Genomic DNA, 16,898 nt, shown 5'->3' with positions numbered 1-16,898 from the left:
CGGGCGCTATCATGCGAGGTACCAAAAGGGTTCGCGATCTCGAACCCCGCACGCAAAGCCGACAGCGTCCCCATGACAAGAAAGGGCCACCATGAAGGAGCTTGAGCAGCGCATCGTAGCCGACGGCGTCGTGAAGGAGGGCGGCGTCCTCAAGGTGGGTGCGTTCCTCAACCACCAGTGCGACGTGGGGCTGTTCGACCGCATGGGTGCCGAGTGGGCACGCCTGTTCGCCGGGCGCCCCGTCGACAAGATCCTGACGATCGAAGCGTCGGGTATCGGCATCGCCTGCTGCGTCTCGCGCCACTTCGATAGCGTCCCCGTCGTGTTTGCCAAGAAGGCCCAGTCCATCAACCTCGACGGCGAGCAGTACTGCACAAAGATCCACTCGTTCACGAAGAACAAGGACTTCGACGTCATCGTGTCCAAGCAGTTCCTCACCGCCGGCGATCACGTGCTCATCATCGACGACTTCCTCGCCAACGGCTGCGCCCTCGACGGCCTCATCGAGATCTGCGAGCAGGCGGGCGTCGTCATCGAGGGCATCGGCATCGCCATCGAGAAGGGCTTCCAGCGTGGCGGCGCCGAGCTGCGCGAGCGCGGCTTCAACCTGCAGTCGCTCGCCATCATCAAGGACATGGACGCGGCGACGGGCACGATCACGTTCGCATAGAACACGGAGGCATACGATGGCATTCAAGGACATCGAGCTCGCGGAGCTGCAGCTCAACCCGTTCACGAAGATCGGCAAGGAGTGGATGCTCGTCACGGCCGGCGACGAGGCGTCTCACAACACGATGACGGCGAGCTGGGGCGGCATGGGCGTGCTCTGGGGCAAGAACGTCGCGTTTGCCTTCATTCGACCACAGCGCTACACGAAGCAGTTCGTCGACGCCAATGACACGTTTACGCTGACGTTCTTTGACGAGAGCTATCGCGACGCCCTGCAGCTGCTCGGCACGAAATCGGGCCGCGACAGCGACAAGATCGCCGAGGCCGGACTCACGCCGCTGTACGTGGACGGCACGACGTCCTTCGAGGAAGCGGACCTCATCCTCGTGTGTCGCAAGCTCTACGCGCAGGACATGGATGCCAGCGCGTTTGTCGACACCGGGCTGCGCGACAAAGTCTATCCCGACGGAGACCTCCACACGTCGTACGTCGGCGCCATCGAGCGCGTCCTCGTGCGCGCATAGGGCCAAACCGTACGAACGCCGCCTCGGTTCCTCATGGCCGGGGCGGCTTTTTTTGTAGCTGCTTATTGTAACCCGCCACGTAGGGGCGCTTGCATGTGCTCCTCTCGCCGACATACGGCTGATTTCTGTTGCATTTTTCCCACTCGTATGAGTGAAATCTCTCGACCCGCCTTTTGTCATGTGAGCGTAGTACGCCGTCGTGACATTCATCTAACCCCCTTCGGGGGTGAGCATGACCCCATTCGGATGGCTACGGTAGCCATTGTGTAAACCGACACTTTTTGGTATGTCTATTGCAATATTAAAGGTATCGCAACGCATCAGTTTTTATTTTTCTTTCATGTAATACAGTGTGTGTACAATCATAATTCGTTCATTACTAAATTTTTCTTAGTTAAGGCATTCCATTACGATATATCGGTTTTGAGAACATAGTTCGTTCATATCATTTAACACTAGATTAATATTTCAATATATTTATATATAGTTGTATATGATAATTCCTATCATTAATATCGTAATGTCATAATTGTGTTTTTGAATTTCGATCTGGCTTTAACAGCAAGGAAGACCCTATCTTTTGAGCAAGTTACGCGAGGCTACGCAATGCCTCTGCGCACTGCATGACCTGCGCAACATGCTCGCATCCTATGAGGCTCGTTCGGTTTTTCGGAGAGAGGAAAGGAAGGGAGAGCCATGGAACTCACGCGTCGTGGTCTGTTCAAAGTTGCCGGCGCGGCGATCGCCAGTAGTATGGCGTTCGGGCTGACGTCCAAATCGAAGGCGCTGGCCGTCGAGTCACCCACGGAGTGGAAGCTCGCCAACACGGAGGAGGTCACGAACATCTGCTGCTACTGTGCAGGCGGATGCGGATCTCTGTGCTCCGTGCGCGACGGCGAGCTCATCAACCTCGAGGGCGACCCCGACAGCCCCATCAACTTCGGCGGCCTCTGCCCCAAGGGCGCCACGATGTCGCAGCTGCGCAACATCGTCGACCCGCAGACTCGCGAGGTCGTCAAGAACCCCGACCGCGTCGCCAAGCCGATGGTGCGCCGTCCCGGCTCCTCCGAGTGGGAGGACATCTCTTGGGAGGACGCCGTCGCCGAGATCGCGCGCAAGGTCAAGGACACGCGCGACGAGACGTTCGAAGAGACGGATGCGGACGGTCTGACCGTCAACCGCACGCCCGCCATCGCCAGCCTCGGCGGCTCTCAGCAGAACTCCGAAGAGGAGTACCTCATCCTCAAGGCCATGCGCCAGCTCGGCATCGTGGCCATAGACAACCAAGCGCGCGTTTGACACGGCCCCACGGTCGCCGGTCTGGCGGCCTCGTTTGGTCGTGGCTCGATGACGACGCACTGGTGCGATTTCCAGAACGCCGACGTCGTCATGAACATCGGCTCCAACAGCGCCGAAAACCACCCGCTGTCCTCGCGCTGGATCCACAAGTCCCACGAGAACGGTGGCAAGTGGATCGTCGTTGACCCGCGCTACACGCGCACGGCGGAGATGGCCGACATCTACTGCCCCATCCGCTCCGGTACGGACATCGCCTTCTACGGCGGCCTGTACAACTACATCGTCGAGAACCTCATCGAGCCGGGCCTGCAGGACTACCTCGACAACGGCACGATGGAGAACTACAACTTCGAGTACCTGCTCAACTACACGAACGCCTCGTACCTGCTGAACGAGGGCTTCGAGTTCGACCCGTCAACCGGCCTGTTCTCCGGCTGGGACGAGGAGACGGGCACCTACTCCAACGAGACGTGGCACTACCAGGTCGAGAAGGAGGAGGACTGGGACACGTCCGACAAGGGCGACTACGCCTGGGTCAAGAAGGACGGCGTGCCCGAGTTCACGACGCCGAAGAAAGAGGTCGTGAAGCGCGACATGACGCTTCAGGATCCCATGTGCGTCTACCAGCAGTTCAAGCTGCACTACAGCCGCTATGACATGGACACGGTCTGCTCGATCTGCGGCATGAGCAAAGAGCAGCTCCAGCGCGTCTACGAGACGTTCGCCTCCACGGCGGCCCCCGGCAAGGCCGGCGTCATCCTGTACGCCCTCGGCCAGACGCAGCACACGTACGGCGCCCAGAACACGCGCGCTATGTCCGTGCTGCAGCTGCTCCTGGCCAACGTCGGCATCCCCGGCGGCGGCGTCGCTGCCCTGCGCGGCGAGCCCAACGTCCAGGGCGCCACGGACATGGGCATGCTCGTCAACGAGCTGCCCGGCTACCTGAAGTGGGCCAACACGACAGATCGCTCCAGCCTGCGCAAGTGGCTCGAGAGCCAGACGTACTCCGACGGCTACTACACGAACAAGCCGAAGTTCCTCGTCAGCTTCCTCAAGGAGTGGTTCGGCGAGAACGCCACCGTCGACAACGACTACGGCTACGACTGGTTCCCCAAGGTACCGAGCAAGCCGGGCGACCAGGACTACACGCACATCTCGACGTTCGAGCTCATGCAGCAGGGCGTCATCAAGGGCTACTTCTGCTGGGGCATGAACCCCTGTCACTCGGCGCCCAACACGGGCAACGTCCGCCGCTCCATGGCCAACCTCGACTGGCTCGTCGTGACCGACCAGGTGCCCACGGAGGCCGCGACGTTCTGGAAGGCCCCCGACATGGACCCGTCGCAGATCAACACGACGGTCTACTACCTGCCGTGCGCCCTCATCTACGAGAAGCCGGGCATCATCCTGAACTCGGGCCGCTGGATCCAGTACCGCTACCAGGCCGTCGAGCCGTGGGAACAGTCCAAGCCCGACTACGAGATCATCGACCTGCTGTGGACGGGCATCTGCAAGCTGTACGAGGAGGAGGGCGGCGCTAACCCCGACCCCATCCTCAAGACGAAGTGGGACTACTACGTCGACGGCAAGATCGACCCGCGCCCGGTTGCGTGGGCGCTCAACGGCTACAAGGTTGACGGCACCGATTTCTCCGAGGGCAAGGTCGACCTGCTCTCCGGCTACTCCGAGCTCGGCGCCGACGGCTCCACGGCCTGCGGCATGTGGATCTACTCCGGCTTCTGGAACAACAACGACGCCCCGCTCGACGCCTCCCAGCAGCCGTGCGGCCGCCGCGACAACGAGGACAAGAGCGGCATCGGCCTGTACTCCAACTACGCGTTTAGCTGGCCGGCCAACCGCCGTATCCTGTACAACCGCGCCTCGGCCGACACGAAGGGCAAGCCCTGGAACCCCGAGAAGGTGCTCGTCGAGTGGACGGGCTCCGAGTGGAACCAGGTGGACGTCGGCGACTTCACGGCCGCCAAGAACGGCAAGCCCGTCGAGCCGAACAACAACGCCTTCTTCATGCTGTGGGAGCAGAACGCGCGCCTCGAGAGCTACGGCATGGTTGACGCACCGCTGCCCGAGCACTACGAGCCCTTCGAGACGCCGCTGTCCGAGAACATCATGAACGGCTCGCTCAACAACCCCGTGTTCCTCGGCCGCGACTACGAGTCGACGCAGCACGGCGACGTGAGCAAGTACCCGATCGTCGCCACGACGTACTCGGTGACGGAGCACTGGCAGACCGGTGGCCAGAGCCGCATGTGCCCGGCGCTCGTCGAGGCCATGCCCGCGCAGTTCATCGAGATCTCCGAGGAGCTGGCCGCCGAGAAGGGCATCGCCGCCGGCGACAAGGTGCACGTGTGGAACAACCGCGGCTCCGTCATCCTCGACGCTGTCGTGACGAAGCGCCTCAAGCCGCTGACGGTCAACGGGAACACGCAGCACCTCATCGGCATGACGCACCACTACAGCTGGGCTGGCGTGTTCGGCACGAGCGAGAGCACGACAAACGACCTGACGCCCAACGTCGGCGACCCCAACTCGCAGACGCCTGAGTACAAGGCGTTCCTTGTCAACATCGAGAAGGCGTAAGGGGGACCGACCATGGCTGATAGCGCTATCTACTACGATTCCTCCCGCTGCACGAACTGCAAGGGATGCCAGGTCGCCTGCAAGTGCTGGAACAACCTGCCCTCCCCCACGGAGCTGAACGCCAACGAGTTCACGGGCACGTACCAGAACCCGGCCGACCTGAACGGCGACACGCGCCTCGTCCAGTTCTTCAGCGAGTTCGACGCGCCGGAGGGCTCGCCCAAGCCCGTGCAGTGGGCGTTCTCCCGCCGCTCGTGCAAGCACTGCACCGACGCCGGCTGCGTCGACGTGTGCCCGACGGGCGCGCTGTCGCACGACGAGGAGACGGGCTTTGTCGTCGTGCAGGACGACAAGTGCATCGCCTGCCACTACTGCTCGCTCGCGTGCCCGTACGACGTGCCGCGCTACTACGGCCCGCGCGGCGGCATCATCAACAAGTGCACCGGCTGCATCGACCGCGTGCGTCAGGGTCTCAAGCCCGCGTGCGTCACGACGTGCCAGCCCGAGGCGCTCGACTTCGGCCCGCGCGACGAGATGCTTGCCAAGGCCCAGGAGCGCGTCGAGGTGCTCAAGTCCCGCGGCTTTGAGGACGCCTGCGTCTACGGCGCCGAAGAGATGGGTGGCCTGCACGTCATCTCCGTGCTCAAGTACGGCCTGGAGAAGCACGGCGAGCTGGCCGATCCCAAGCTGCCGTTCTATGCCTCGCTGAGCAAGTATGCGGCGCCCGTCGCCGGCATCGCGACCGTCGTCGTCATCGCCGGCCTGGCGTTTACGTACGCGACGGGCCACGGCTACACGCGCGCCAACATGAAGTACAACCCGCAGACGGGCGACATCATCGACGTCGATACGGGCGAGCTCATCAAGCACGTCGACCCGAGCGAGGTCAGTGCGTCGGCCGAGCACTGGCACGTCGAGAAGACGAGCACGAAGACGCTGCGCAAACACGTCAACGACAAGTTCGAAACGCTTGACGGCAAGCCCGTGGGCGCCGATACGGCCGACAAGCACGGGAAGGACGGTGAGTAGCATGGCAGAGACCACGAAAAAGAAGATGAGCTTCGTCGAGTGGCTCGGCTCGGAGGACGGCAAGCCGCACACGGAGTCGCACGTCAAGGTTGACCCCGCCGAGATCCCGCAGGGCGAGCGCTACATCCAGCGCACGTCGCTGCAGGCCCGCATCACGCACGCGTGCGTTGTCATCACCTGCATCTGGCTCGCCATCTCCGGCGCGTTCGTGCTGGCGCAGCCGCTGTCCAACCTCGTGGGCGCCAACGTCGTGTTCGTGCTGCGCATGTCCCACCGCGTTCTGGGCATCCTGTTTGTCGTCGTGCCGCTCGTCAGCGCCATCATGGCTCCCAAGGGCGTCAAGCACATCTTCTTCAACCTGTTCCACCCGTGGAACAAGGACGACTGGGTGTGGCTGCTCAAGTTCGCGCCGTACCTGCTCGCCTGCAAGAAGACGCACATGCCCGACCAGGACTACACGAAGAGCGGTCAGCGCTTCGCCGACGGCATGCTGTGGCTGTGCTGCCTCGTCATGGCGGTGTCCGGCATCGGCCTGCTGCTTGGCGACACGATTCTGGCTCAGCCCGCCGGCCTCATGATGGTCTGGAAGTTCCTGCACGACCTGTTCTTCATCCTGACGGTCGTGTTCGGCCTGGCCCACGCCTACATCGGCGGCGGCGTGTTCGAGCCGTACAAGGGCTCGGCTCGCATCATGTGGGGCGACGGCAAGGTCTCCGAGAGCGACGCCCTGTATCACTGGGGCAAGTACGCCCGCCGCGAGATCGCCGACGGCCGCAACGTCTACGTCGAGAAGGGCTCGCGCGACAAGAAGTAGCGCGTACGCCTGGACCTGGCGAGACCGACCACGAAGAAGGAGGGCCGCATCCCTGGAGCGTGTCGGGATGCGGCCTTTTTCGCACGGGGAGCTCCGGCGTGTCGGCGCGGGCAGCGACCGCGGGTGCGAGGCAGCCGCCGGGGACAGGGCCGGCGACCAAAGTTGCGAGCGAGAGACAGGCTCGGCGACCGCGACTGCACGCGAACGGCTCTTGCCTGGCCAGAAATGCCGGCCGTGAACTGGCTGCGCGACGGAAACGCCCGCCGATGCGAACGCCGGTCGTCAACCACCTGCGGTTTTGGTGCGCGTCTCGCCTGCGTCCGTTGGGCACCCGTTCACGACCGGCCTTTCTGGCCGGAAAAGCGCTGCGTACGCACAGGCTCCCGTATTTGAGACCACCTAGCATCCCCTCAGTTCGGCAGTCCTGCCGGGCTACGTAATCGAAGGGACAACCATGAACCTAAAGCGCATCGACGGCGCCATCGCGGCGCGCGATACGGAGCTTGACGACGCGGGCAAGGCACGGCTCGCATTCTTTCGCGGAATCTGGGGCATCCAGCAGGCGGCGCAGGATCGGCTCGCCGCGTCGGGAGCCCCTGCGTACACCGTTCCCGAGCTCGACCAGCTCGACGCGTGGTACTGGGACGACGCAACACCCGTCTTCGCGCAGGCGCCCGTGAGCGTGGACAGCGAAACGCTTACCCGCGTCTGCACGGAGCTGGCCGCCTACATCGCCGACAACGCGGGGATCGACGACGAGGACGTCGCCACGCTGCAGGCCTTCGACTGGACGCAGCTCTCAAGCGTGGTACCCGACATCTCGCTTGCCGGCAGCGATCCGGCCGACTACCTCGCGCTGGTTGCCCGCAAGCTCGAGGAGCAGGGCGCAGCCGGAGCCGACACGATCCTCATGGTGCTCTCGCTGGGCCTGCGCGCACTGCTCGAGCCTGCCCAGAGCTCAGTCATGGCAGCCGAGCAGAAGGCGGCACTCGCCGGCTACACGACGCACGCCAAGCCGCTGCGCTGCCCGTGCTGTGGCGGAGAGCCGACGCTCGCCTACGTGGGTCCGACGCCGGCGAGCTCGGGCAACGGGCGCATCCTGTATTGCGGCCAGTGCGGCGCCACGTGGGAGGTCGAGCGTGTCCGCTGCCCACACTGCGGCACGCGCTCCCAGGAGAAGCTGCATTACGTCAGCATCGAGGGGGATGACGCGCATCGTCTCTACGCCTGCGACGAGTGCGGACGCTACACGCGCACATTCTTTGCCGCAGACGCCACGGGCATCGGAGCAGCATTCGTACCCGAGGTCGAGGACGTCGTCATGGCGACGCTCGACGCCGTGGCGCAGAGCCCCGCGTACGAGGCTGCCCTCGAGCGCGCCCGGGCAACAGACGCACGTCAGTAGGTTGCACGCCAGGCGGGCCCGCGTCCCCGAGCCGCGGGCCCGCCCTTCGTCGAATGCGGGCTGACGGCCGGCTCTTTGTAAACGCAAGCTCACAAAAGTCTCAACCTACCTGCGAAAACGCTCGGCAAAACCCTCAAGCCGCCGCGAAGAGATCCTCGTCAGCCCACACTCGACGCAAGGTGCGCGACCCAACGGCGCTATCGAGTCGCAAGATCGCGCCGCGAGAAGGCAGAGAACGCCAGCGCCCCGCCCGCCAAGACTACGAATCCTGCCAGAACGGCGAACCCGAGGTCGATCCCGCCTTGCGCAAGTTGGTCCGGCAGCAGCCAGCGCAACGGCGACAGCACGCGCAGCACGACAGCCCAGCTCTCGCCCGCGAACATCTGGTGCCCCACGGCGGCAAGGTATGCCACGAGCACGAGACAGCTCCCCGCAAGCGCTCCCCGCTCAACCTGCGGGATCACTGCGGCACACGCGGCCCCCAAGCTCCCAAAGACGGCGCCCAGGCACAGTAAGGCCAGCGTCGCGCGCACGAACAGAGCGCTCTCGTCGGCGTCAAGCCCGAGCGTCGGGTACGTCGCGGCGCTCGCCAGCCAGCCCACCCCCGCCAGCACGGCAACGCAGACAAGCGCCGCGCAGAGCTTCGCCGCGAGCACGGCAGCACGCGCCGCCGGCCGCACGAACAGAAACTCGCAGGTTCCGTCAGCTATCTCGCGTGTCACGGCCGAGCGCCCGAACGACACGGACGAAGCCGCCATGATAAGGGCAGCGTAGAACCAGAGCACCGTGTAGAACCCGGGAAACGACGCGATGTCAACGTCAGCAGCATCACCCATGCCGAACACGGCGAGCACGATGCGTGGAAACTGAGCGATGAGCTCGCCCATCTGCGCTCCGCCGCCCTCGGCCCCGCTGTACTTCACCGTCCCCACGGCCATGAAAAACGCCATAACGAGCGACCATACGACAAGTGACCGGGCGTTGGCGCGCAGCTCGCGGATGAACACCTGCGGCAGAAAGATATGCTGTCCCATAGATTCATCCCTCCCTAAGCAACCCGAGCTTCGTGGCGCACGAAGCGCACGAAAGCTACAGCCGCGAGCGCGATGACGACGGCCAGCGCTACCCCGACGTACGTGAGGTCGTAGCCGCCTGCCCCCGCCATATCTGACAGCGCGAACCACGAGAACGGCGAGAGGTACGCGAGACGCTCGTCGTCAAACAGGCCCGGGAGTGCATACAGAATGAACCCACCAACGCCCAGCGCCGTCGCAATGCCCGCCACGCCTCGAAGACGCCGAGCAAAGCAGGCAACCACCATGCCGAGCGCCAGAAACACGAGTGCGACACCGCCCAGGCCAAGCGCTGCCAGAGCAACGCGTCCTACCGAGACGTCCTGCACGTCAACAAGCGCCCACGAACCGACGCACGCCAACTCCGCCACGCCGGTAAGCACAACAACGCACACGAGGCAGGCAGCAAGCTTGCCAGCGAACAGAGCGGGTCGCGACGCAGGCATAGCCAGCAGAAACGACTCACAGTGCGAGCGGTTCTCGCGTCCAAAGACGGCAAGCCCCCAAGCGCTCGCTGCTATGGCAACGCACAGCGCCAGGTAGAGATAGGAGAACCGGAAGAATCCCGCGAAAGAGAACACGTCGGCTCCCAGGCCAAACGCCTCGAGAAACGCGGGCGGATACGCCGCCAGCAACCCCTCGACCTGGTCGCGTGCGTCGTGGTACACCGGGTAGCAGGCCGCAAGGAGAACAATCGCCACCGCAGCCACAATAAGGCAGTCCGTCAGAAGGCTGCGCGCCTGACGGCGCAGCTCAAAAGCGAATACGTTCATCGCAGGCCGCCCTTGCGCCGCGGTGCTTCGGCGTGCAATCCCAAGCCAGAACGTCGACGAGACACAGGATGGTCAGCGCTGTCAGGCTCCTCAGCGCCATCCTCGTAGTAGTGCAGGAACAACTCCTCGAGCGAGGGCTCACCCACCTCGAGATCAGCGACATCGAGCCGAGAAAGGCGCTCGACAAGCGCGTTGCACGAGCCTTGATGCACAAACGACTCCTCGCGCCCACCGCCCGTCAACACGCGCACCTGTTTGATCGCGCTGGTCCTGAGCTCGGCCACGCTGCGGACATCGACGATACTCCCCTGGCGAATGACCGCGACGCGACCGCAGATGCGCTGTACCTCCGACAGAACGTGGCTCGAAAACAGTACGGTGACGCCGCGCGCGTTCTCCTCGCGCACGATGTCGAAGAACTCGCGCTGCACAAGGGGGTCAAGCCCGCTCGTCGGCTCGTCAAGCACGAGGAGGTCGGGCGCGTGCATGAGGCTCACGACGATACCGACCTTCTTGCGGTTACCCAGGCTCATGTCGTCCACGCGCGCGTCCTCGTCGAGCTCGAGGCGTTCCGACAGCTCGTGCGCCCGCTCAAGGCACGCCGCGCTGTCAGGGTAGAAGCTCGCGGCGTAACGCAGCAGCTCACGGGCGCGCATGCGGTCATAGAACGCCACCTCGCTCGGAAGGTAACCCGTGCGAGCAAGGATAGCCGTGCGCTCGCGCTCGATGTCAAAGCCCAGCACCCGAGCCTCGCCAGACGTCTTGCGCACAAGCCCGAGCAGGCAGCGGATCGTCGTGGACTTGCCGGCGCCGTTCGGCCCGATGAACCCGAAGATCTCGCCGCGCTCCACCGTGAGGTCGACGCCCTCGATACCGCGGTGCGAGCCGTAGCGTTTCGTCAGGCCGCGACACTCGATAGCTGGAGTTTGCACTCCGTATCCTACGGAAGCCCCACCTACGACCCTTGGCATGGCAATCCCCTTCTGCATGCAACTTAACCGGCAAAATGCCTTCGCACAAAAATGCACAGAAAGAAAATACGATATTGCTCACCCACGAGAGGCCTTTTCAACGCGATCTCATCGCCCCGCCACGTCAGTACTCCCCACACGAGCCTACCGAGTTGGTTCCCCGGTGAACGGATTTCGTGAGCTTCCCAGCTGACGTCGCACTCTACCTGCTCTGTCAGGTCTTCGCCATATTCCGAGCAGGCATCTGTCATACGGGATTCACCATGCTTGCGTATGTGAGACAAATCAGGCGTGCTCAAAAAAGAGCCTCCGCCCTTCTTGCTATAGCGTATCCGATTGGATACATTTAGGAGGAGTACCGTGGAAGTGATGACGACTCTGCAATTCGATCGATGGCTTCGGCGACTAAAGGACCCGCTTGGCCAGGCCGCCATCATATTCTGCATAACAAGGGTGCGAAAACACGGCATTGAGGCCGTCGACTGGAAACCTGTCCAGGAAAATGTCCTCGAGCTTCGAATCAAAACGGGGCCAGGCTATCGAGTCTATGCGCTGAGAAAGGGGCCTGCGCTCCTGCTCCTCCTGGCAGGTGGAGACAAATCGACGCAGCAGCGCGACATCACCAGGGCATGTAAGCTCGCACGCTCTCAAGAGAAAGGACGCGAGAATGGGCAAACGCCAGAAAACGATCCTGTGGGATCCGGCGCGCTACCTAACAAGCGAGGAAACCATCGCCGCTTACCTCAACCTCGCCATGGAAGAAGACGATGAGGACCTGTTCCAAGAGGCGCTTGGCGACGTCGCGCGGGCACGTGGCATGAGCAGCGTGGCAAATGCGGCCGGAGCGGGACGCGAGTCGCTCTACAAGTCACTACGTGCCGAAGCGAATCCCTCGTACAAAACAATCTCGAAAGTATTGCGAGCTCTGGGGCTGCAGCTCCACGTCACGCCCCTCAAATAAGCGGGCCCGCGACCCAGAAGTTATCCTAGGTCGCGGGCCTGCGCCTCGTTCGTCGGTCGAAACCCTACGCCTCGTCGAAGAAGGCGTCGGCGACGACCTTGAAGCAGATCTTCTTGATGGGCTGCGCGCCATCGCCAGAGAACTGCAGCGTCGGCATGTGGGCCTCGCCGGGCACGAAGATGGCGAAGCGGCCCTCGTCCAGATCGCCGTCGATGCAAGCCTCGGCATCGAGCAGGCCGAAGTCCTCCGCAGCGTCGAACTCCTTGACCTGCGTCGTCTCGCCCTGCGCCACCTTGAACGCCTCGCGGCCACGCACGTCGATCTGCACGTCGTAGTAGCGGGCGTGCACCTCATAGTGGGCGTCGTCAAGCGGGCGCGTTGTGGGCTCCATGACGTTGGCGAACACCTTCTTGCCCATGATGGGGTGGCTGCCCACCTCGAGCGCCTTGAAATCGTGCGCCGCCATCCAGTCAATGAGGATGTCGAGCCCCTTCGCAAAGCCGCGATAGCGATCGATGTTGTCGATCTGGTCGATGATCATGTGTATCTCCCCCGTCAATAACGCCCAGTCGTCCCCGGAATGAACTCGCAGGGCATGATACTCCCGCACGTCACACACCCACTCCAGACGCGGCAAATTACCTAAGGGAAGTCGAAGAGTCTTCTTGGAGCGCGATTATCACCTTTCACGCAACAGATTCTCTTTACTTGTCTTCCTCTCGAATGAGGTCGATCCTTTTTTGCACGGTGTCAAACTGATCTTTCACGTTGCCTGAGATCGGGGCGCCCACGATGTTCCCTTCGCCATCCACGATGTACGTGGTCGGATAGGTAAACAACCCCGCTATGAAGTCCTTGTAGAAGTCGTTCTCCGGGTCGGGAGAGACATTCCGGTAGGTCACGCCCTTCCCTCTCAGGATCTCCCGCGCGGTTGCCAACTGTTCCTCGCTCTCGCCGGAATCCGCCCCGACGCCAATCAGGTTGATATTCTGAGATTTGAAGTCCTGGTACATCTCTTCCAACTCAGGCATCTCTGCAATACAGGAGCCACAGCCGTTATTCCAGAAGTTGACAACGGTTGCGTCATAGTCGGCAAAAATGTCATCCGTGATGGTATTGCCCTCGGTATCTACCTCGGAGAATTCCGGGAAAGGGGTCTTCGAGACCAGATCTGCTTCCTGGGCAGCGCACCCCGTCAGCAAAACTACGCTCATAATCAAAGCCACAAGGACGCTAATTCGCCTTTTCATATCCCTGACCCTTCTTTTCTTTAAGAGACGTTAAAGAAAAAGCCCTGCTGATCGCCTGATGAGGACAGGCGCGAATGCAGTCCCCACACCGGATACACTCCATATGATTTGGCGTGCGGAATACGTCCACGTCCATCTTGCACATCCGACCGCACGTACCGCAGGAGGTGCATTTACTTGCATCAACACGAAGCTGATACAGCGAGACTTTGTTAAACAGCGCGTAAAACGCCCCCAGTGGGCACATCCACTTGCAAAACGGCCGGTAAAAGAACACCGCCAGTACGATAATGCCCAGTAAGACGCAACTCTTCCAGGTAAACAGGCTCCCCAAACTCGCCCGAATGCTCTCGTTGGCAAGTGACAGAGGGATCCCGCCTTCCAGGATTCCCACGGGACACAGGTACTTACAGAAAAACGGGTCACCCATACCCACCTCATTGACAACTGTCATGGGGAGCACGATCACGAATACGACGAGGATGACGTATTTGAAATAGGTGAGGAAGTGCAGCCTCTTCGTACTGAACTTCCTTGAAGGAATCTTGTGCAGCAGCTCCTGAAACCACCCAAAGGGGCACAGAAATCCGCATACGACGCGGCCCAACAGCACGCCGATCAAAATCAGAAAGCCCACGATGTAATAGGCAAAGCTAAACTTTGAGGATCCGATCACAGCCTGCAAAGAACCGATGGGACAAGAGGCGGCAGCTGCAGGGCAGGAGTAGCAGTTCAGGCCGGGAATGCATATGATCTTGGAGCTGCCCCTATGGATCTTCCCCTGGAGGAAGTTCAAAATAAAGGGATTTGAAGCAAGGGTGGCAGCAAGCTGGAATTTCCAGCGGTGTCTGTTCTCAGCCAATGCCGACGCACTCCAAACACAGGTTGATTCCTTTGCTCAGGACCGTCGCGGCCTCTCCACGCGCAGCGCCGACCGCTATCATGCCGATTGCCACCGCTACAAGAACCACCGGCGCCTTCCGGAGGCTCATCCCATCACCGCCGTCGCATCGTTCTCACTGCCGCCCTCATTTGCCGTTTCCCTCTGCATCGCCACGAAGCTGGTCGCGTCATCCGCCAGCCCCTCGGCGTCAGCCACGGAGAACCATGAGGAGCAAAAGGAGGCGTTCAGGCACCAAGAGGCCGCATTGGGCACCGCTTCAATCATTTCCTCGTTCGTGCCTACGGCGTCCCTCAGGGAGTCGTTGTAGCGAATAACCGGAAACGGCGCGCCCTCGAACATCTCGTTTCCGCTTTCGCCCTTGGTGCATACTAGGATCTCTGCCCCATTTTCCCTGACACCCTCGTATCCGTCGGACAGGGCCTGGAAAAAGGCCTTCGCCCCCGAATCGGCTGGATCGAGAAAGGCGAACAGCGTGACATCCGCCATCTGCTCGCGAGAAAATTCCTCTCCGGCAAGAGTCGTGGTAGTGAACTCTCCGATAGCCCCGGCCTCTGTCTTGCTTGCGGCCGGAACGCTCATCTCTTCAACGAGGTCATCCGCCCACTGTTGACTCACATACCCCTTGTCCACGGCGTCCTGCAGGGTCAGGCTTCCCGCTTCGATCGCTTCCAGGACCTCTTCTTCGGAAGGCTTTGCGCCACCACAGCCAGTCAAAGACAGCGCGCAGGCCGCAGCCACGATAATCACTGCAAAACGTTTCATAAAAGAAAACTCCCTCCACTATTTATTCGTAGAAGGAGTATGCATATCTCATATAAAGCCGATGTTAAGACGGAAAGGCGACCTCGAATACGCTGCCGTTAGGATGATTGGGCAGAACAGATATCTGCGCATGGTGTCGTTCCAATATCTTTTTGCATACGGCGAGCCCCAAACCGCTCCCCCCGATTGCCCGGCTCCTGGATTTATCCACCCGAAAGAAGGGCTCGAACACCGCGTCGCGGCAAGACTCCGGAATGCCCTCGCCCTGATCCGCGATGCGCACCAGAATAGAATCGCGCTCCTTTTGGACTGCCACCGTGACCTGCGTCTGGGAGGGGCTATATTTCACGGCATTTTCCAGCAGGTTGTAAAAGACCCGCTCCAGCAGGTTGTCCTGTCCAAAGACAAGGCAGTCCGTCTCCTCGATGCGGATGCGTATCCCCTTCTCCCCCGCCAAGTCGGAAAGCTCCTCCGCAACATCGCAGAGCAGGGGCCCTAGGGGTACGGGCGCCACCTTTTCCAGCGGCAGGTCCCTACCGAACAAGAGCAGGTCCTCGATCAGCTTGGATAACCGTTCCAACTGAAGACTCATGGCGCCCAGCATCTCCTGCGTTTCGGGGCTGACGTCTTTGGACAGGGCGAAGACGTCGAGCTTTGCCCGCATGACAGTCAGGGGCGTCCGCAGCTCATGGGCGGCGTTGACGGAAAACTCCTTCTGCAGGAGATACGCGTGTCGCAGGTCAGCCATCATCTGGTTAAAAGACATGGTGAGCTGCCTGATTTCATCCGCGCTCTGAGGCAGAGCAATCGGTTCCCCCAGGTTATCGATATTGCGTCGCTGCACTTCGCTGGATAGCGTCCGAATCGGCTTGAGCACATAGCCTGCCGCAAAATACGTGGCAACGCTTCCAACGAGCACGATAAGGATGGTGGCGATCACCGTCTGCTGCTGAAAGATATGGTAATACGGCTCGCCCGATTGATGAACGGGTTCCGACTGAGCCATTGGCGGCGAACCCGCCGAAGCGGCAGGCAGCACCGTAGCCGCTTCCATCATGCCCGCGGCCGACATGTTAGAAAGCAGCGTTAGGGTAACGCAGGAAACCAGGAGAAAAAGGCTGGCAACCAGCGTAAAGCGAAGGCGAAGCGGCATCTTCTTCAGCACAGGCGATACCCCTCCCCTATTTTCGTCTGGATGGGATCGTGCCCCAGGACGGCTTTCAGCTTCTTGCGCAAAGCGGACAAATGAACCCGGACGGAGTTGCTAAAAGGGTCTGCGTCTCCGTTCCAGACGTGATCGATGAGCTCCTGTTGCGTAATCAGGCGACCTTGGTTCAGGAGAAAGTACTCCAGGATCGAAAGCTCTTTCGCCGTAAGGTCGACAGGCCTCCCGTCGATTTCGGCAGCCCGGCTCATGGTGTTGAGGGAGATCTCTTTATACGTGAGGCAGCTGGGCTGTTGTACGAACTCTCGATTCAGCAGAACGCGGATACGCGCCTCGAGTTCAGCAAAGTGAAACGGCTTTGTCAGATAATCGCTGGCCCCGAGCTCAAAGCCCGACAGCTTGCTGTCCAGCTCCGAATTGGCGGACAGGATCAGCACCTTTGCCTGGCGGTTCTCTTTCTGAAGCTCTCTCAAGACGGAAAGGCCGTCCATTTCGGGCAGATTCAAATCGAGCACGATGACGTCGTATTCCTCATCGACCGCCATCTGATAACCGATCTTCCCGTTGACCGCCCGATCCACCGCATAGCCTTTGAGGGAAAGACCCTTGGCAATATCTTGCAATAATTCTATCTCATCTTCAACAATTAATATTCTCATTAGCCTGTTGCTTATCTATTCTTAAGGTTAAATACTCTATTC

17 protein-coding genes are annotated in these 16,898 nt (G+C 61.2%); 8 read left to right on the top strand and 9 right to left on the bottom strand.

The window, feature by feature from the left end; genetic code table 11:
• Positions 1-91: 91 nt before the first annotated feature.
• The 6 genes from KHZ24_02560 to KHZ24_02535 all read left to right on the top strand — a co-directional run bounded on the left by KHZ24_02560 (position 92) and on the right by KHZ24_02535 (position 8,338).
• Positions 92-670, top strand: a complete 579-nt coding sequence (locus KHZ24_02560) for a xanthine phosphoribosyltransferase (GenBank protein MBS5450085.1) — start codon at positions 92-94, stop codon at positions 668-670.
• Positions 671-686: 16 nt separating this feature from the next.
• The gene (locus KHZ24_02555) at positions 687-1,193 is read left to right on the top strand and encodes a flavin reductase (GenBank protein ID MBS5450084.1); all 507 of its coding nucleotides are present in this window, start codon (positions 687-689) and stop codon (positions 1,191-1,193) included.
• Positions 1,194-1,889: 696 nt separating this feature from the next.
• Complete coding sequence (locus tag KHZ24_02550) at positions 1,890-5,090, top strand: molybdopterin-dependent oxidoreductase (GenBank protein ID MBS5450083.1); 3,201 nt, start codon at positions 1,890-1,892, stop codon at positions 5,088-5,090.
• Between the two features lie 12 nt (positions 5,091-5,102).
• Entirely contained in the window at positions 5,103-6,119 is a 1,017-nt protein-coding gene (locus tag KHZ24_02545; GenBank protein ID MBS5450082.1) for a 4Fe-4S dicluster domain-containing protein, read from the top strand.
• Between the two features lie 25 nt (positions 6,120-6,144).
• The gene (locus KHZ24_02540; protein ID MBS5450081.1) at positions 6,145-6,933 is read left to right on the top strand and encodes a cytochrome b/b6 domain-containing protein; all 789 of its coding nucleotides are present in this window, start codon (positions 6,145-6,147) and stop codon (positions 6,931-6,933) included.
• Positions 6,934-7,387: 454 nt separating this feature from the next.
• Positions 7,388-8,338 carry a formate dehydrogenase accessory protein FdhE gene (locus tag KHZ24_02535; GenBank protein MBS5450080.1) on the top strand — a complete coding sequence of 317 codons (951 nt, stop codon included), beginning with the start codon at positions 7,388-7,390 and terminating at the stop codon, positions 8,336-8,338.
• A gap of 197 nt (positions 8,339-8,535) precedes the next feature.
• Here the strand turns inward: KHZ24_02535 and KHZ24_02530 are convergent, their stop codons facing one another.
• The 3 genes from KHZ24_02530 to KHZ24_02520 are packed head-to-tail and all read right to left on the bottom strand — an operon-like array spanning position 8,536 to position 11,155.
• Positions 8,536-9,372: an ABC transporter permease subunit gene (locus tag KHZ24_02530; GenBank protein MBS5450079.1), complete on the bottom strand. Its 837-nt coding sequence runs from the start codon at positions 9,370-9,372 to the stop codon at positions 8,536-8,538.
• 14 nt (positions 9,373-9,386) lie between these two features.
• Positions 9,387-10,184, bottom strand: a complete 798-nt coding sequence (locus KHZ24_02525; GenBank protein MBS5450078.1) for an ABC transporter permease subunit — start codon at positions 10,182-10,184, stop codon at positions 9,387-9,389.
• On the bottom strand, positions 10,181-11,155 hold the full coding sequence (locus KHZ24_02520) for an ABC transporter ATP-binding protein (protein MBS5450077.1): 975 nt from the start codon (positions 11,153-11,155) through the stop codon (positions 10,181-10,183). Before KHZ24_02520 ends, KHZ24_02525 begins: the two co-directional genes overlap by 4 nt.
• Before the next feature lie 369 nt (positions 11,156-11,524).
• On the opposite strand from KHZ24_02520, the gene KHZ24_02515 reads away from it, so the two are divergent.
• Positions 11,525-11,926 carry a type II toxin-antitoxin system RelE/ParE family toxin gene (locus tag KHZ24_02515; GenBank protein MBS5450076.1) on the top strand — a complete coding sequence of 134 codons (402 nt, stop codon included), beginning with the start codon at positions 11,525-11,527 and terminating at the stop codon, positions 11,924-11,926.
• Entirely contained in the window at positions 11,823-12,116 is a 294-nt protein-coding gene (locus KHZ24_02510) for a putative addiction module antidote protein (GenBank protein MBS5450075.1), read from the top strand. The genes KHZ24_02515 and KHZ24_02510 overlap by 104 nt, the downstream gene beginning before the upstream one ends.
• 64 nt (positions 12,117-12,180) lie before the next feature.
• On the opposite strand, the gene KHZ24_02505 is transcribed toward KHZ24_02510, so the two are convergent.
• The 6 genes from KHZ24_02505 to KHZ24_02480 all read right to left on the bottom strand — a co-directional run bounded on the left by KHZ24_02505 (position 12,181) and on the right by KHZ24_02480 (position 16,856).
• Positions 12,181-12,657 (bottom strand): YhcH/YjgK/YiaL family protein, encoded by a 477-nt coding sequence (locus KHZ24_02505; protein ID MBS5450074.1) that lies wholly within the window; start codon positions 12,655-12,657, stop codon positions 12,181-12,183.
• Positions 12,658-12,820: 163 nt separating this feature from the next.
• Positions 12,821-13,366, bottom strand: coding sequence for a TlpA family protein disulfide reductase (locus tag KHZ24_02500; protein ID MBS5450073.1), 546 nt, complete (start codon positions 13,364-13,366; stop codon positions 12,821-12,823).
• Positions 13,350-14,228: a 4Fe-4S binding protein gene (locus KHZ24_02495; protein ID MBS5450072.1), complete on the bottom strand. Its 879-nt coding sequence runs from the start codon at positions 14,226-14,228 to the stop codon at positions 13,350-13,352. Before KHZ24_02495 ends, KHZ24_02500 begins: the two co-directional genes overlap by 17 nt.
• Positions 14,229-14,354: 126 nt before the next feature.
• Complete coding sequence (locus KHZ24_02490; GenBank protein ID MBS5450071.1) at positions 14,355-15,032, bottom strand: hypothetical protein; 678 nt, start codon at positions 15,030-15,032, stop codon at positions 14,355-14,357.
• Positions 15,033-15,096: 64 nt separating this feature from the next.
• Positions 15,097-16,197, bottom strand: coding sequence for a HAMP domain-containing histidine kinase (locus KHZ24_02485; GenBank protein MBS5450070.1), 1,101 nt, complete (start codon positions 16,195-16,197; stop codon positions 15,097-15,099).
• Positions 16,191-16,856, bottom strand: coding sequence for a response regulator transcription factor (locus KHZ24_02480; protein ID MBS5450069.1), 666 nt, complete (start codon positions 16,854-16,856; stop codon positions 16,191-16,193). The genes KHZ24_02485 and KHZ24_02480 overlap by 7 nt, the downstream gene beginning before the upstream one ends.
• Positions 16,857-16,898: the final 42 nt, after the last annotated feature.

The organism is Coriobacteriia bacterium (assembly GCA_018368455.1).
Classification (GTDB): Bacteria; Actinomycetota; Coriobacteriia; order Coriobacteriales; family UMGS124; genus JAGZEG01.
The sequence above is the reverse complement of the archived record's forward strand: the minus strand, read 5'-3'. Positions and strand labels throughout refer to the sequence as shown.

Excerpts from the sequence above, each read along its gene's own strand:
- KHZ24_02560 (MBS5450085.1), top strand. The coding sequence starts at position 92 with ATGAAGGAGCTTGAGCAGCGCATCGTAGCCGACGGCGTCGTGAAGGAG.
- KHZ24_02555 (MBS5450084.1), top strand. The coding sequence starts at position 687 with ATGGCATTCAAGGACATCGAGCTCGCGGAGCTGCAGCTCAACCCGTTC.
- KHZ24_02545 (MBS5450082.1), top strand. The coding sequence starts at position 5,103 with ATGGCTGATAGCGCTATCTACTACGATTCCTCCCGCTGCACGAACTGC.
- KHZ24_02540 (MBS5450081.1), top strand. The coding sequence starts at position 6,145 with ATGAGCTTCGTCGAGTGGCTCGGCTCGGAGGACGGCAAGCCGCACACG.
- KHZ24_02535 (MBS5450080.1), top strand. The coding sequence starts at position 7,388 with ATGAACCTAAAGCGCATCGACGGCGCCATCGCGGCGCGCGATACGGAG.
- KHZ24_02530 (MBS5450079.1), bottom strand. The coding sequence starts at position 9,372 with ATGGGACAGCATATCTTTCTGCCGCAGGTGTTCATCCGCGAGCTGCGC.
- KHZ24_02525 (MBS5450078.1), bottom strand. The coding sequence starts at position 10,184 with ATGAACGTATTCGCTTTTGAGCTGCGCCGTCAGGCGCGCAGCCTTCTG.
- KHZ24_02520 (MBS5450077.1), bottom strand. The coding sequence starts at position 11,155 with ATGCCAAGGGTCGTAGGTGGGGCTTCCGTAGGATACGGAGTGCAAACT.
- KHZ24_02515 (MBS5450076.1), top strand. The coding sequence starts at position 11,525 with ATGACGACTCTGCAATTCGATCGATGGCTTCGGCGACTAAAGGACCCG.
- KHZ24_02510 (MBS5450075.1), top strand. The coding sequence starts at position 11,823 with ATGGGCAAACGCCAGAAAACGATCCTGTGGGATCCGGCGCGCTACCTA.
- KHZ24_02505 (MBS5450074.1), bottom strand. The coding sequence starts at position 12,657 with ATGATCATCGACCAGATCGACAACATCGATCGCTATCGCGGCTTTGCG.
- KHZ24_02500 (MBS5450073.1), bottom strand. The coding sequence starts at position 13,366 with ATGAAAAGGCGAATTAGCGTCCTTGTGGCTTTGATTATGAGCGTAGTT.
- KHZ24_02490 (MBS5450071.1), bottom strand. The coding sequence starts at position 15,032 with ATGAAACGTTTTGCAGTGATTATCGTGGCTGCGGCCTGCGCGCTGTCT.
- KHZ24_02480 (MBS5450069.1), bottom strand. The coding sequence starts at position 16,856 with ATGAGAATATTAATTGTTGAAGATGAGATAGAATTATTGCAAGATATT.